Origin of the sequence: Acinetobacter sp. FDAARGOS_515, from assembly GCF_003938865.1 — a bacterium.
GTDB classification, from domain to species: Bacteria; Pseudomonadota; Gammaproteobacteria; order Pseudomonadales; family Moraxellaceae; genus Acinetobacter; species Acinetobacter ursingii.
Genome location: NZ_RKIX01000003.1, coordinates 1,724,542 through 1,738,457 on the forward strand (window position 1 = coordinate 1,724,542; position 13,916 = coordinate 1,738,457).

The 13,916-nt window shown below is 37.5% G+C and carries 19 protein-coding genes and 2 tRNA genes; 18 read left to right on the plus strand and 3 right to left on the minus strand.

Going from position 1 to position 13,916, the window contains the following annotated elements:
* Nucleotides 1–3: 3 nt before the first annotated feature.
* Nucleotides 4–219: an excalibur calcium-binding domain-containing protein gene (locus EGS47_RS09825; RefSeq protein WP_125269596.1), complete on the minus strand. Its 216-nt coding sequence runs from the start codon at nucleotides 217–219 to the stop codon at nucleotides 4–6.
* Nucleotides 219–1,049, minus strand: a complete 831-nt coding sequence (locus tag EGS47_RS09830; protein ID WP_125269597.1) for a hypothetical protein — start codon at nucleotides 1,047–1,049, stop codon at nucleotides 219–221. Before EGS47_RS09830 ends, EGS47_RS09825 begins: the two co-directional genes overlap by 1 nt.
* Nucleotides 1,050–1,386: 337 nt before the next feature.
* Here EGS47_RS09830 and EGS47_RS09835 point away from each other — a divergent pair, with 337 nt between their 5' ends.
* From EGS47_RS09835 to EGS47_RS09845, 3 genes are read left to right on the plus strand one after another with little or no spacing between them, the layout of a single operon-like run.
* Complete coding sequence (locus tag EGS47_RS09835; protein WP_125269598.1) at nucleotides 1,387–1,590, plus strand: hypothetical protein; 204 nt, start codon at nucleotides 1,387–1,389, stop codon at nucleotides 1,588–1,590.
* Nucleotides 1,591–1,593: 3 nt separating this feature from the next.
* Nucleotides 1,594–1,779 (plus strand): hypothetical protein, encoded by a 186-nt coding sequence (locus EGS47_RS09840; protein ID WP_125269599.1) that lies wholly within the window; start codon nucleotides 1,594–1,596, stop codon nucleotides 1,777–1,779.
* On the plus strand, nucleotides 1,769–2,332 hold the full coding sequence (locus EGS47_RS09845) for a hypothetical protein (RefSeq protein ID WP_125269600.1): 564 nt from the start codon (nucleotides 1,769–1,771) through the stop codon (nucleotides 2,330–2,332). Before EGS47_RS09840 ends, EGS47_RS09845 begins: the two co-directional genes overlap by 11 nt.
* Nucleotides 2,333–2,380: 48 nt before the next feature.
* Here EGS47_RS09845 and EGS47_RS09850 read toward each other — a convergent pair whose 3' ends face one another.
* Nucleotides 2,381–2,728 carry a hypothetical protein gene (locus EGS47_RS09850; protein WP_125269601.1) on the minus strand — a complete coding sequence of 116 codons (348 nt, stop codon included), beginning with the start codon at nucleotides 2,726–2,728 and terminating at the stop codon, nucleotides 2,381–2,383.
* Nucleotides 2,729–2,811: 83 nt separating this feature from the next.
* On the opposite strand from EGS47_RS09850, the gene EGS47_RS09855 reads away from it, so the two are divergent.
* The 15 genes from EGS47_RS09855 (at nucleotide 2,812) to EGS47_RS09925 (ending at nucleotide 13,812) form a co-directional block, all read left to right on the plus strand.
* Nucleotides 2,812–3,009, plus strand: coding sequence for a hypothetical protein (locus tag EGS47_RS09855; protein WP_005034032.1), 198 nt, complete (start codon nucleotides 2,812–2,814; stop codon nucleotides 3,007–3,009).
* A 3-nt stretch (nucleotides 3,010–3,012) separates the two neighbouring features.
* The gene (locus EGS47_RS09860) at nucleotides 3,013–3,240 is read left to right on the plus strand and encodes a hypothetical protein (RefSeq protein ID WP_005034030.1); all 228 of its coding nucleotides are present in this window, start codon (nucleotides 3,013–3,015) and stop codon (nucleotides 3,238–3,240) included.
* 4 nt (nucleotides 3,241–3,244) lie between these two features.
* Nucleotides 3,245–3,424, plus strand: coding sequence for a hypothetical protein (locus EGS47_RS09865; RefSeq protein ID WP_125269602.1), 180 nt, complete (start codon nucleotides 3,245–3,247; stop codon nucleotides 3,422–3,424).
* 15 nt (nucleotides 3,425–3,439) lie between these two features.
* Nucleotides 3,440–6,217, plus strand: coding sequence for a toprim domain-containing protein (locus tag EGS47_RS09870; protein ID WP_416376705.1), 2,778 nt, complete (start codon nucleotides 3,440–3,442; stop codon nucleotides 6,215–6,217).
* A gap of 24 nt (nucleotides 6,218–6,241) precedes the next feature.
* A complete protein-coding gene (locus EGS47_RS09875) occupies nucleotides 6,242–6,913 on the plus strand; it encodes a hypothetical protein (protein ID WP_125269603.1) in 672 nt (223 codons plus the stop codon).
* Nucleotides 6,914–6,980: 67 nt separating this feature from the next.
* Nucleotides 6,981–7,517, plus strand: coding sequence for a hypothetical protein (locus EGS47_RS09880; protein WP_125269604.1), 537 nt, complete (start codon nucleotides 6,981–6,983; stop codon nucleotides 7,515–7,517).
* 3 nt (nucleotides 7,518–7,520) lie between these two features.
* Nucleotides 7,521–8,000: a hypothetical protein gene (locus EGS47_RS09885; protein WP_125269605.1), complete on the plus strand. Its 480-nt coding sequence runs from the start codon at nucleotides 7,521–7,523 to the stop codon at nucleotides 7,998–8,000.
* 85 nt (nucleotides 8,001–8,085) lie between these two features.
* A complete protein-coding gene (locus EGS47_RS09890; RefSeq protein ID WP_125269606.1) occupies nucleotides 8,086–8,772 on the plus strand; it encodes a hypothetical protein in 687 nt (228 codons plus the stop codon).
* On the plus strand, nucleotides 8,772–9,176 hold the full coding sequence (locus tag EGS47_RS09895; RefSeq protein WP_125269607.1) for a hypothetical protein: 405 nt from the start codon (nucleotides 8,772–8,774) through the stop codon (nucleotides 9,174–9,176). Before EGS47_RS09890 ends, EGS47_RS09895 begins: the two co-directional genes overlap by 1 nt.
* Nucleotides 9,176–9,916, plus strand: a complete 741-nt coding sequence (locus tag EGS47_RS09900) for a 3'-5' exonuclease (protein ID WP_125269608.1) — start codon at nucleotides 9,176–9,178, stop codon at nucleotides 9,914–9,916. Before EGS47_RS09895 ends, EGS47_RS09900 begins: the two co-directional genes overlap by 1 nt.
* A 98-nt stretch (nucleotides 9,917–10,014) precedes the next feature.
* Complete coding sequence (locus tag EGS47_RS09905) at nucleotides 10,015–11,175, plus strand: Arm DNA-binding domain-containing protein (RefSeq protein ID WP_125269609.1); 1,161 nt, start codon at nucleotides 10,015–10,017, stop codon at nucleotides 11,173–11,175.
* A gap of 347 nt (nucleotides 11,176–11,522) precedes the next feature.
* Nucleotides 11,523–11,599, plus strand: a tRNA-Arg gene (locus EGS47_RS09910).
* 53 nt (nucleotides 11,600–11,652) lie between these two features.
* Nucleotides 11,653–11,729 (plus strand) — tRNA-Arg (locus EGS47_RS09915).
* 74 nt (nucleotides 11,730–11,803) lie between these two features.
* Nucleotides 11,804–12,142, plus strand: a complete 339-nt coding sequence (locus tag EGS47_RS09920; RefSeq protein ID WP_005002051.1) for a hypothetical protein — start codon at nucleotides 11,804–11,806, stop codon at nucleotides 12,140–12,142.
* A gap of 410 nt (nucleotides 12,143–12,552) precedes the next feature.
* Complete coding sequence (locus tag EGS47_RS09925; RefSeq protein WP_005002053.1) at nucleotides 12,553–13,812, plus strand: GAF domain-containing sensor histidine kinase; 1,260 nt, start codon at nucleotides 12,553–12,555, stop codon at nucleotides 13,810–13,812.
* The last annotated feature ends 104 nt before the right edge of the window (nucleotides 13,813–13,916 follow it).

A 13,916-nucleotide genomic window follows, 5' to 3' on the forward strand; every position in this document is an offset into this window, starting at 1 on the left:
TTCCTATTTTTTAGCTTTAGGACATTTTTTCCCATTTCCACCAGGTAAACAGTCACAAGCAAAGCCATCACCATCTCGATCTAGGCTTTTATATCCTGGTTTTTTTGCTTTGAAATATGCTTGTGCTTCTTGGTGGGTTTTAAAATCTTTACAGTATTTTGCAGCAAAAGAAAAACTCGGAACACTCACCAGCAATACACATAAAATTAAATTTTTCATCATCTCACCACCTGATAACGGCACATAGACTGACCACATCGAGCATTTTTAATCACGGTACCATCTTCAAGATTTAGCTCATCAATCTTGCCACCTTTTACAATATTCTCGTATAAGGCACTTCCATCCTGACCACCTAGCAAAGCTCTGGTAATACGTTGACCATCAATAAATGCTACAGTTGCCTTAGCTTGATCTTTAGCATCAAAATTCCAAGCCACATCAATAAACTCACGGCTTAAATCAAGTTGCAAATAGTTAGATAAATCTTTGTTGAACCAATAACTCATCATTGGTTCACCATTTTGGTTCGTACCTTTTTCCTGATCTGCAACAGGTTTTCCAACAGCTTTGATAATTGCCTTATCGTTATGTAAATCAACTTTGGCAACTGCCTTTGTATAATCGACTTTTGGCCAATTAAAGTGTGGTTTATCTTCTTCAGCTAATTTTTCATAATGTGCTTGAGCATTGACTACATTCTGTTTAGGGTCATCGGTTAGTTCAAATGGGGGGGTATTTTCTTTACCAATTTCATCTTTTGTTTTCTCTTTCTGTTCTACTGGAGTAACTACAATTTTCCCATCTTCCTGAGTCACTTTCACTTGATCATCTGAAAACTGCTCAACATCTAGTTTTTTGGGATCAACTTTCGGTGCAGTTAAACCTACCATGACCAATGCAGCTAAACTGGCCAGTAAACCATAAATAAAGATTTTCAATCTTGGTAAAGCAGCTTTATTACCTCGAGCAGTGAGCGAAGGTTTAATTAGTAGAACGATGGTTGCAATAAATAAAATAAAAAACAAAAAAGCAAATAATTCAGCCACAATAACCTCTTTATATTCATATTCTTATTAAAAATAATGAATCACTATATTGACATAACAGCACACTATAGAGCAACATGTATTTACACAGCAAAATCTGTGTACAGGCGTAGGAACCTGTTTTTAACCAAAAGGGCAAATAATCACCGCTCTAAGCGGATTTTTTTTGCTTAAAAAAAGTCGTATCTGCTAGACTTATTATGGTAGATCGGCAGGGAAATCGTGTATTCGATTTGCCGTTTCTTTTGGTGCGGTATTCCTACCCCTGTCGGTCTGCCACCATTACTGTAGGAAGTGATGGTGGTGGGTTTAAAACCTACCAAAAGGAATTTTAGTCATGAAAAGACAAATTCAAGTCCGTACATCTGCATCTACTTTCGACAAAAAATACATCGAACACACGCCAGTCTATGATCTCGAAGCGTATGAAAAACGCCTCAAACAACGCAAAATTCATCAATTCTTCAAAAGCCTACTTGCTAATAGCATTATTCTCAGTACATTTGTGCTTACATTCTCATTATTATTTATTGGGGAATAAGCCATGAAAGAAAAACAGAACTTATTAGACTGGCTTGAAGACATCGTACAAGATGCAGAGCAAGACCCGTATTATTACGAATACGCCAAAGGTGTGATTCATACCTTTGAAGAACATGGCACTATTACCGAAGCTGAGCAAAATCAGTTTATCTCACGGATAAAGGAGGCAAAGGAAAATGCTGAATGAATCCATTATTCCCTACGTCCCCATTGCAGATCGGGTCGAGGCATCTAACGACAAAAGCCAGTTACTCTGTCAGCAGTTTTTTAACATGATTGACCATTGTGTCCGTTCGCAGATCATGTTCAACCACGACACAGCACACGGTTATCTATCCATAGCACCAGATCAAATCAACGATTTACTCGCTGAACTGTCAAAAACTGATCATTTAGATAAAGTGATAGATATTCATGCCTTAAAAGAATCGCTTAATGATTTAATTTATCCTAAATTCAATGGCATACACACCATAACAAGCCCCATTTGGAATCAAACGGAAGTCACCGTTTGGCAATTTCAATTAAATCAAATTGCCAATGGGGTAGATATGCAACATATAGATAACGATGCCGAATTAAATTTAGACATGGCTTTAAGTTCAATTCGAATTTGGAGAAATTCACTGGAAATCGGCAGTGATAACAAGGATGTCATTTATAAACAAAATGACTTGGTTTACAAGCTCATGGATTTAGAGGAAAGATTAAAGATCGTCCAGCATTCACTGGAAGAATAAAATGCAAAAGCCCACCGTAAAAAGTGGGCTTTTTAATGTCCTGTACCATTATTTCTCCAAATCTTTAGCAATAATTTTGGTAAAGCCCAACAGTGCAGTTTGAGCTTCAGGACTAAGCTGTCTATAGGCTTTTAATAATAAACTTTCTTCACTGGTTAAACCTGCATAGTCGGGGTCTATGCCCAGTATTACATAGCGAATATCAATCCCTTTTTCGTGCAATTTAGCCAAATAAACCCATTGGTCAGGTACTTTTCCACGAATGTAGTTGCCCAACGTATTTTCATGCGCGCCTATTTCTCGACTTGTTGTTTTCGCAGCAAATTTATTTTTGGACATTTCATTTTTAAAACGTTCTGCGATGACGGCTGACTGCTCGTCAAAATTATCGGACATAAGTTTCACCTAAAAATATTGAACGGTTAAATATTTGTGCTATAGTGTGCCTTAGCATACCACTATAACCGCTAGGATAATGTATGAGCACAAATAATTCACCTGTTAATCCGACACGTTCTGAAAAGCTAGACGGTGGCAGAGTACGTTGTGTTGTTTATCTTTCCAAAGAAGAAGCTGCACAAATTGAAGCTGAAAGAAAGAAAACGGGTGTCAGTCAGTCAGGCATTATTGCCCGTTATTACGCATTGGGCAAAAACAACATACAACAAGAGGTCTAACCCATGGCTTTAAAACAAAAACGTGACAATCGTTTCAATGTCAATCTAACTGATGACGAATCACAATTATTCGTTGCTGTTTCAAAGCTGACTGGACTTCCACCAGGTGTGATTTTGCGTCAGCTTGTCATGAAACAAGCATTAGCAACACTCATTGCAGAAGACATAGACAATTTTAATCTAGATGAATACTTAACCAAAGGCGCACAAGGTCACCTTTCTCGGAGCTGAAAAAATGCCAAAACAGCAAATTGCATTAAGCGATAAAGAGAAAGAAATCGTACAGGAAGTTCAAACCGAACTCGGTTTTAAAAGTATCGAAGAAACCCTTGAGTACCTTGCCAAGCAACGGATACAGGAACTACTTGCAAAACTTGCAGGACAAGAACTTAAAAGCCATCGTCACCATTTTTAAGGCAGTGAATAGAACATGACGTTTGAAATGTATCCTGAAACCAGAGAGCTTGTGATAGATCGCCTAATCAACGACTATCACTTCAAACTCAAATCAGGTAACAAATATCGAGGGAGATGTCCTGACTGTAATCATAAAGAAGCGTCAGCATGGATACATAGTGAAAATCCTTGGGTGGTATTCTGTCCACGTAAAAAGGAATGTGGCCATGAAAACCATGTTCGTGAACTATTTCCAGATTTGTTTGAGAAGTGGGAAAAACGTTTTGAACCTACGCCTGAAGAGCCAAATCGTACAGTCAACGCATATTTAGTAGAAGGGCGTGGCTTTCCACTCGAACCCTTAAAAGGCTTATATTCTCAGGAAAATAGAGTTCAATATAATCCTAAAGTATCCACTGTCACACTGCGCTTTCCCATCACAGACCTAGAGGGTGTATATGGTTGGTGGGAGCGAGTACTGGATGACCAAGGTGTTTTTCATAAAACATACTTTATGGAAAATACAGAGACTTGGTCATCAAAAGGTCATGCATGGTTCACTCCAAACACCAACTATATTGAATCCAAAGAGATTTGGATCACCGAAGGAATTTTTGACACTATTGCGCTTTGGTTATCCGACATCACCAGTTTGTCAGCTTTAACTTGTAACAATTACCCATTTATTTTCTTAAATGAAATTGCACGTAAGTGTGCAGAAACTGGAAAGCCATTACCAAAACTTGTCTGGGCATTTGACAACGACAAAGCAGGGCATGACGGTATTATTAAAAATATCGAACTTGCCAAAGCCGATGGCTTTGAGTGTGAAGTGGCATTGCCCCCATACGGTCGTAAAAAACAGGACTGGAACGATCTCTACAAACAAGATCGACTCAAATTTTCCGACCTTGAAACCTATAAATATTACGGGGCTTTGCTTGTCGCAGAAAAAGCTGTGGATAAAGGCATACTTATCTACAAGCGACATGGTACCAAGTCTTTTCCTTTCGATTTTCAGAATCAAACCTACTGGTTCAAGCTCGATATGGAAAAATACGACGATTACATGAAAGACACCAAATCAGAAGCCAACGACAATGAAGACTGGGCACAGGAAGAAAAAGACTTTGCAAATGCTGAACGTCGTGATTCTGCACTTGAATATTCTTCAAATGCCACACGTTTAATGAAATGTAAACTGACACCCTTATACAAACAAAACAGCTACGAAACGGATGAATCTTGGTATTTCTTTAAAATAGATCGCCCATGGGGACAAAAAGCGGAAAAGAATACCTTTACAGGTGGACAGCTCGCATCTTCAGCAGAGTTCAAAAAACGCCTAATGTCGATTACACCTGCTGTCTATAAGGGTAATGGTACCCAACTTGATCATCTTCTCGATAACTGGCTCGATGGTATTCAGGATGTAGAATTAATCAATTATGTGGGTTATCACAAAGACCATCAAACCTATATGTTGGGCGATCTTGCTGTACAAAACGGTCGGCTTTTCAATATCAATAAAGAAGATTATTTCGAACTTCCACGTAAGTTGAGCTTAAAAGCACGAATGCCATTTCCGCTTGAAATCAACAGTAAAGTTAGCGAATACAACAACACATGGGTCAAAGATTTACTGGATGCATATGATGTCAGAGGAATGGTTGCACTGACAGGTTTTTTTGGAAGCTTATTTGCATATCAAATCAAAAGTATGCACAAGTCCTTTCCATTTTTGGAGCTGGTGGGAGAACCGGGTACAGGTAAGTCAACGCTATTGGTTTTTTTATGGAAATTATTTGGACGTCCAGGCTATGAAGGCATTGACCCTGATCCAAGCAAAACATCCATGGCAGGCCTATTGCGAACATTCCGCCAAGTTTCTAATCTTCCAGTGGTTCTACTCGAGTCAGATCGTGAAGGTGACAAAGGTACTGTAAAACAGTTTGACTGGAATTTCCTAAAAACCTTATACGACTTCAATGGCTCATTGGGTGCAAAAGGGGTAAAAAATGGGGGCAATGAAACTTACGAACCACCATTCAACGGAACCCTCATCATCAGCCAAAATGCGGAAATCGTATCGACCGAAGCAGTCATGGGACGTATCGTTCAGTACAAATTCAGCAAAGAACAAATGTCTAAAAAGGGCTTGTATGCATCTCGAAATTTAGAACGTTATGAACAGAGTGAAATCAGTCAATTTATTTTACTCTGTGTCGAAAAAGAAAAAGCCATCATGGAAGCCTACCGCTTGGGTATGGAAAAGTATGATGAAGTTTTACATCAAGACAAATACGACATCAAAAGTTCACGTGTTATTCATAACCACGCTCAATTTTTAGCATTATTCGATGCTTTGTGTCTGCATGTCTTAGTTGAAAAAGATGCCAAAGGTATAGCGAAAAGCCTTGTTACTGAAGACATTCAAAAGAGAGTACGTACTGAATTATTTGAAATGGCACAGAAACGCGACAAGGTGCTCAAGTCTGATCCTATCATCGTGCAGAACTTCTGGAACACCGTGGAGGAGATGGAAAATTCAATTACACCTATAGCCACCAAGGATTCTGTCGTCAATCATCACGCTAAATCACACCTATATTTCGCGATCAATTTTGCTCAACTTTATCGAGTCGCAGCGGATTATCGCTATCAATTGCCAAATATGGACGAGCTGCAACATGCGCTCCGTCACAGTGTTCATTATCGTTTTATCGAAGCCAACAAAATGGTGGCAAGTAAAATCGATGGTAAATCAAAACGGTGTTGGGTCTTTGAAAAACCAACATCACAACGGGATTAATCCCATTCTTTAAAGGAAAAAACCATGAATCAAGCCATGTATCAACTACATATTTCTACACCATCATGTATGAAAGCCACTTTGCCAGTATCTAGTGAAGTTGCCAATTATTTAGCTACACGTTTGGTCAATCACGGCTCAATTGAACGTAAAGAGCTATTAAAACAAATTGGTTATCCAAAAGGTGTTGGTAGCCAAAATGGTTCATTTTTGGACAGTGTTTACAACTTTGCATATGCAATTTTAGCTGAATCCAATTCACCAACATTTACAGTCCAAATTGAGGCAATTCCAGCGTATCAGAAGATTTTTTACTCAGTAGACGATCTACCAATTGCCAATAAACCTTTAATAGTTGTGTTTAAAGATAAAGACATCATCAGTGCGGAATATTGCAATAAACACGATGCTTGGCATACCCAACATGGAAATATCAATGTTCGCCAAATTCATCAGTGGGCGTATGTAGAAGATTTTTACAATCAGTTGAACCTTCCTGAATTTCCAGAACGACCAAAGCGTCCAGATCCATCGGAACTGATCAAAGGTTTAAAAGGATTATTCGAGGCATTATCCGATGCAGCGGTTGAGGTACATGTTCACAAAGTAAATTCAAAAGGCAACAGTTTGAAAGATATGTTTGACGAAGTATTTGGTGAAAAATCAGATATTTTTAAATCAAATTCGAAACATTAATTAAAGGCGCACATACGAAAGCTGCCACTTCCGTATGTGCTACATCACCCAGTCAGAGGACTAAACAATGCAACATGATTCTAACGTACAAAATGCAGAAGCAGAAATTTCAAAATTTCCACGTAACCTAATTCAGGACATGTGGAATTCAAATGTTTTTTTTGAAACGATTTTACATATTCCAACATTATTGGCTTCAAACTCGACACAAGTATCTGATAGTTTCCAAGAATTTTTGAGTGATGCCTTTGAAGATTGGCAAAATGAGGATTTAAAAAAACAGTGTCCAAACCTTGAATCGACATTGGTAGAAATTAAAGAAAATGATGATATCGAAGATTACGCAGGGGAAGTTGCGGAAGATATTGTCAATCAATGCGGTGAATTTGAATTTTTAATTAAACTCGAAACTAGGATGCCATATAACTTCAAGTTCGATGAAAACGGTAAATATAGATCTAATAGTCTAGGTGGCTATTTTAGACTTCAATGGATTTTAGCCAAAAACATGGTTGATGCAGCCGAAAAAGCCATAAAAATCGCAGAAGCAATACATGATGAGGAAGAACAAAAAGCACGTAAAGAACAAGGCTTGGAGGGATAAACCATGTCAGAGAAAACAGAATTACATCTGAAATTTGAATCAATAATGGGTAATGACTTAAAAGATTTTATCTGGAACGAAGATCTTGAATGTTATGACGACTATACAACTCAAATTTGTTGGCTAACATTTCTGAACTCAATTCAGTCTTTAACGCTCGATAATCACTGCATGATCGGTCAAACATGGTTTATGAAAGGCACACCAGTAGCTAATCTGATAAAACATGCGGAAGAAATTTATAAGGCTGAAGTGATCGCTCAAAATTCCAAAATTAAATTTGGCACAGATGACAATGAAAATTGGTTTGCAGATGATGTTCCATTTTTTGGCACTGTACAGATTTTGAAAGAATTCAACGAATGGGATATTCACTTTGGCGACTGTTGGCAAGGTCCATTTAATTCCAAATCTGAATGCATTCAATATCTGGAAGAGTGCATTCAAGAAAAACGTGAAGAAGACCAGGAACATACAGCATGAGCTTTAACTTTAAAAATGCAATGTTCATCAATGCGATTGTTTCAATTATCGCATCTACATTTATTTATTTTGTTGGAGAAAATCAATGATTCATCAATCATTTCGTGCTGATAAATTTGTTGGATTAAATGGCTTTCGAAATAAACCTTCTAAGTCTGTGAAAAAAAGTGTCCAAATCCAACGTCAAAAACAACAAGCTGCAGCTGCTGGACCATATACATTGAGCATGTCTTTTTGTGTAGATGAAGTAAACACGGTGATTGATAAATACCGTGCAGAAACTGGCTTACAAGATGCAGAACAAACACCAGAGCATGTTGCTTACTCGGTTTACCACGGTGACCTTATCATTTGCCTGAAAAATATCCTCATACCTTTGGAACAGGAATGGCATCTCGAAGTTGACAGTTATTATTTAAACCACGAATCAGAAGACGAAATGACAGTTTCTGTTGAATTTGAAATGGAAAAAATGCCATTCAATGAGTTCAAATTCGGCAGTAAATTGAAAGTAGATCGTGGTCATGGGCTTAAAACAAGATGGAAAGGAATCAACGAAGAACTAAATGATCTCCTACTGGCAGAAGTTCCTGAAGGTTACGAACGAGTTCGCAGTGATGCAAAACTCACATGCGTCACAGGTTTTACCAACTATGAATGCTTAAAAGAATTTAACTTTGTCAAAAAAGTCATTCGAAATAGCGGATTAGAGGGCATCAAAAAGGTCAATGAAGCAATCCAAACTTATAAAAATATCGAGCAGGTGGCGTGATGATCATTGAAGAAGTCAAACAAGAATTAAGAGCTGAAATTGAATTATTCAAAGCCGAAGCACTGAAAACGCATGTTGTTGCATGTTGGGCAAACTCATATACCAATTCAGATCCATTTGCTTATGCTGTGAATAACGAAAATGAAATATTTTGGATGAAAACACAGGCGCATCAACTTTGGCAGTTTTGGCAATCTGCTAAAGCAAATGTAATACCAAAAGATTTTGTTCTGGTGAAAATTAGAGACATCCGTGAAGTTATTTCCAATGCTAGTGATGCTATGTGTGATGAAAAAACATCTACTGTGTACAACGAAACTGGCAAACCTTCAACTTGGTTTGATCATTACACTGCTGCTGAGAGTGCAATTTTAAATATTATTGATACACAGGAGCAAAGCTAATGACAGCCCTGATTTTCGACACTGAAACCCACAAATTACATGGCGATATTATCGAAGCAGCTGCGATGGAAGCATATTTTTGGGAGTTATCTGGCAGAAAGGAATTTTTACCTACTATGTTTGAGTACCAAAAACGCTTTAAGCCAAGTGAGCCGATCGGCTTAGGTGCAATGGCAGTTCATCATATAGTCGATGAAGACTTGGTCAAATGCCCATCATTTACTAAGTTTCAAATGCCAAAAGATGATGTTAAATACTTAATTGGTCACAATATTGACTATGACATTGCAGCCATCAATCGTGCAGGGACAGAAACCAATGGCATCAAAGCAATTTGTACATTGGCAATGGCGCGATATATATGGCCAACATTGGAAGCGCATAATTTAACGGCATTGGCTTACCACATTAGTTCCGATCGCAAAGCGACAAGACGTGGCCTACGCAATGCACATTCAGCATTAACGGATTGTAAAACTACATTCTCACTGGTTGCACGTATTATTTGTGAAAAGAATATCACCAGTTTAGAGGAGTTATGGGAATTTTCAGAACTGGCTAGATACCCAACCCACATATTCTATGGAAAATATAAAGGTTGGGCGATCAAGGACATGGACGATTATGACTTAGGTTGGTTACTGCAGAGAACAGATGAACCATATCTTCGAATTTCACTGCAAAATGAATTTGAAGAACGACATAATATAAGCGAAAACGAAGAGCTTCCGTTTATATAATTCCACACCTTTTAATCACCTCAAAAGCACCTCCACTTGGAGGTGCAACCGCATAAAATATCCCCAATACTTTAAAATACTTAAATGTAGGTAAAATCATGTCTGCAGGACTCGAAATACGTGGTAAATCCATGCGGATTTGGATAAAAACCAAATCAACAGAAACACCCATCAAAGAAACCCTCGACTGGGCACATACACCAGAAAATATAGAACGTGCAAAAAAACTGGCGGATCTCATTAAACTTGAGATCCAACTCGACCAATTCGACTTGGGAAAACACTTCCCAAACTCAAAACACATCAAAAAAAATCAAATCGCATACTATGCAAAAGTTTGGCAAACTATGGCTGTTAAAGAAGTTGCTCCAATCACATACGACAACTATCTCAGTAAAATTAATCTCCATGTCTTACCACGATGGGGCAAAACTCACCCCAAAGATGTAGATACCGTTTCAGTAAAAAAATGGATTCACAAACTCAAAGAAACCCTAAATCCAAAAACGATCCGAGAAGTGGTCACACGCCTGGCCACTATCCATGCCATCTGGCGACACGAGCACCAGATTTCGTATAACCCATTTGAATCCATTAATATTCAACAGCTAGATGGTCCTGAACCTGATCCATTTACAAAAACTGAAATAGCATTGATCCTAAATACTTCCACCGATCTAGATATCGAAAATTTACTTCCATGTATTATGTGGACAGGTCTCTCTATTTCAGAGCAGCTTCCCATCGCATGGGAAGACATAGATCTAGATAAAGGTCTTATTTATATCAATCGCTCGTTCGTCAAAAATATTTACCGAGTCACCAAAAATCGTCGTAGAAAACGAGAGTTGAAATTGCTAAAACCTGCAATAGATGCATTGCGTAAACAACATAAAATTACAGGTCACTACAGCCCTAGAATCATTAACGTATTACAACGTGACAACCAAACTTATAAAAAAGAACAAGTCCGCTTCGTATGGATCAACCATGAACAAAATAACCACTTTAAATACCACGAGCTCTGCTACAGATGGAACAAACATCTACGTAAAACCAATGTCCGAAAAAGAGGAGTCAACCAAGGACGCCATACATTCGCCAGCCAACTATTATCCAGTGGCCAAGTTCCTCCAGAATGGATTGCAGATCAGCTTGGGCATACAGATACATCCATGATTTACAAACACTATGGCAAACTCATTGCAGATGATATGCCCGACTACCTCACCAAAATAAACAACTATATCAACCAGTAATATTTATGACTTGAAAATTACCTAAAAATTACAACCCAATCAAAAAGTAAGTGCTTATTTTTATAAGCACTTTTTTTTATTTATTACTCTATTACTCGGAACCAATCAAACAAACTGATTATTAAAATTTTTCTGTCAAAATGGTCAATTAAACAAAAAAGTATTGATAAATATAAAAATAACTTGACGAAATCAAAAAAATGATTTTATTGAGATACTCCCTATAAAATTCCCATATTCATGATTTTTAGCTAAAAAATATCAATAAATAATTGGTTTATATGTAGAAAATAAAATCAAAATTAAGGGTTCGAATCCCTCTCTCACCGCCAACGAATACTTACGATGCGCTCATAGCTCAGCTGGATAGAGCACTTGGCTACGAACTAAGGGGTCGGGAGTTCGAATCTCTCTGAGCGCACCAATTTAACAAGTATTCGAAATTAACGAAGCCTTTATTATAGGCACACAAGTAATGCGCTCATAGCTCAGCTGGATAGAGCACTTGGCTACGAACTAAGGGGTCGGGAGTTCGAATCTCTCTGAGCGCACCAACTTAAACAATCAACCGCTTAATTGCGGTTTTTTTGTTTTATAATATCGATAAAATTGATCTGTTATTTATTTCATGTCATTGATTAAACTTATCTTAATCGTCTTGTCCATTTCCGTTCTGAGTTTGATTGCGTATAAAATTTGGCAGCCTTCGCCAGCCCAATATGAAGATTATCGCGCATTATTCTGCTTGGTGATTCAAAAAGATGATTTAACAGAAAAAGATCAGATTTTCATGGAAATGGAAAAAGTGCAAAAACACTCTTATCCAGATTACGCATTGCATAAGCCCACTTTTAAAACACGATTTGCGCGTCTGGTCTTTTCTGAGTTTCAGGATTTAAAATTAGCTGAGCAACAACAAGCTCGAAAATCTTTAAAGGATTGTGAGAATTTACTTGCTTGGAAATGATTTGATGTTGTCGCAACAAGATGAAATAGTTAAAACAAGATATCAAGCTATGAATGCATGAAATACGGGATGGTTATCAATTTGCAAATGTGAAAGATCCATAAGGACTCTCTGTTTCTATTTCTAGCCGTTTATATCAATCATCGTAAAACCGCATCATAACGCGTTAAAAAGATAAAAACTTACACGCTTAACTTCAATGCATTAAATATAGAATTGTTCAAACGTAGATATATTTATACGGGAAATGTATACACCATTTATCTTAATTACGCATTTTATACATATGACGCGTGTATAAATCGTTGTATTATCAATAATAATACATAATTATAGGTGGGTTGTTACAAACTATAGTAGTTGTTTTAAGCTTTTTTTAAAACCGAACTAGATCATAACTGAGACTTAAAATGATTGAAGCAAAACTGCCTGAAAATGAATTGGGACGGATGCATGCCTTAAATGAGTATCAGATTTTGGATACCATGGCTGAACAATGTCTAGATGATCTTGTTTTGTTGGCGTCAAAAATTTGTGAGGCACCAGTTTCTATTATTAGTTTGATCGATGAAAGCCGCAGTTGGTTTAAATCCTCTTATGGCGTACCGCGTGGAGAAGTTGAGCGAAAATACAGTATTTGTAGCCATGCGATTTTGCAGCAGGACATCTTTATTATAGAAGATACTTTGCTTGATGAAAGATTCCATGATAATCCAACAGTAAAAAGTGATCTCGGGATTCGTTTTTATGCAGGCGCGCCATTAAAAACCTATGATGGTTTTAATCTGGGTACCTTGTGTGTTCTTGATTCTAAACCACGTCAATTAACTTCTGATCAGTGTCAGGCACTTGCTGTATTAGCAGCTCAAGTCGTCCAACAGTTTGAGCTGCGTAAATCCAATTTTGAAATACAGCAAAAAAATAAAGAATTAGAATACTTAAATGCAAGTAAAGATAAGTTTTTTTCCATTATTGCTCATGACTTACGCGCACCATTTCATGGCATCTTAGGCTTCTCTGATGTATTAGAGACAGAAATCGAAACACTGGATGAACAGGGCATTCGTGATATTGCAGGTTATTTGCGCAGTACAGCCCAAGCGACGTTTAAGCTTCTGGAAAATTTATTGCAGTGGGCGATGTCGGAAGGTGGCGCAATTGTTTATAACCCGCAATCTGTCAATATGGCAGAACTGATGTCAGATGTTTGTGAAATTCTTCAGGCAGTTGCACAGAAAAAAAGTATTCAGATCGAATGTAATATCGAAAAGGATTTATATTGCTTTGTCGATTTAAACATGATGCTTTCGGTATTTCAGAATCTTATTTCCAATGCCCTCAAATTTACACCGAATGGTGGTCAAATTTATATATCAGCCTTAACCCAAAATGGACAAGTCGAAATTACCGTCCGTGATACAGGTGTTGGTATGTCAGATGAATCATTTCAAAACTTTAACCAGAGAAAGCAGATTCGCAGTGAAAAAGGTACGGATGGCGAAAAAGGATCTGGTTTAGGACTCTTGCTGTGTTTACAGTTCATTGAAAAAAATCGTGGAAATGTACAAGTGACAACGCAAAAGGACGAAGGGACCATATTTACAATTTGTTTGCCTATCGATCAAACTCATCTTCCAAGCATAAATCATGAACTCAGAATGATAGGATAATCTTTCATCAGTATAAATTTTAAAATAATGCCTAATAACTAAACGTTTGGTGACAGTTTTGTGAAAAAAGACTTATCAATGCAAAAAAAATGCGTATAATGCGC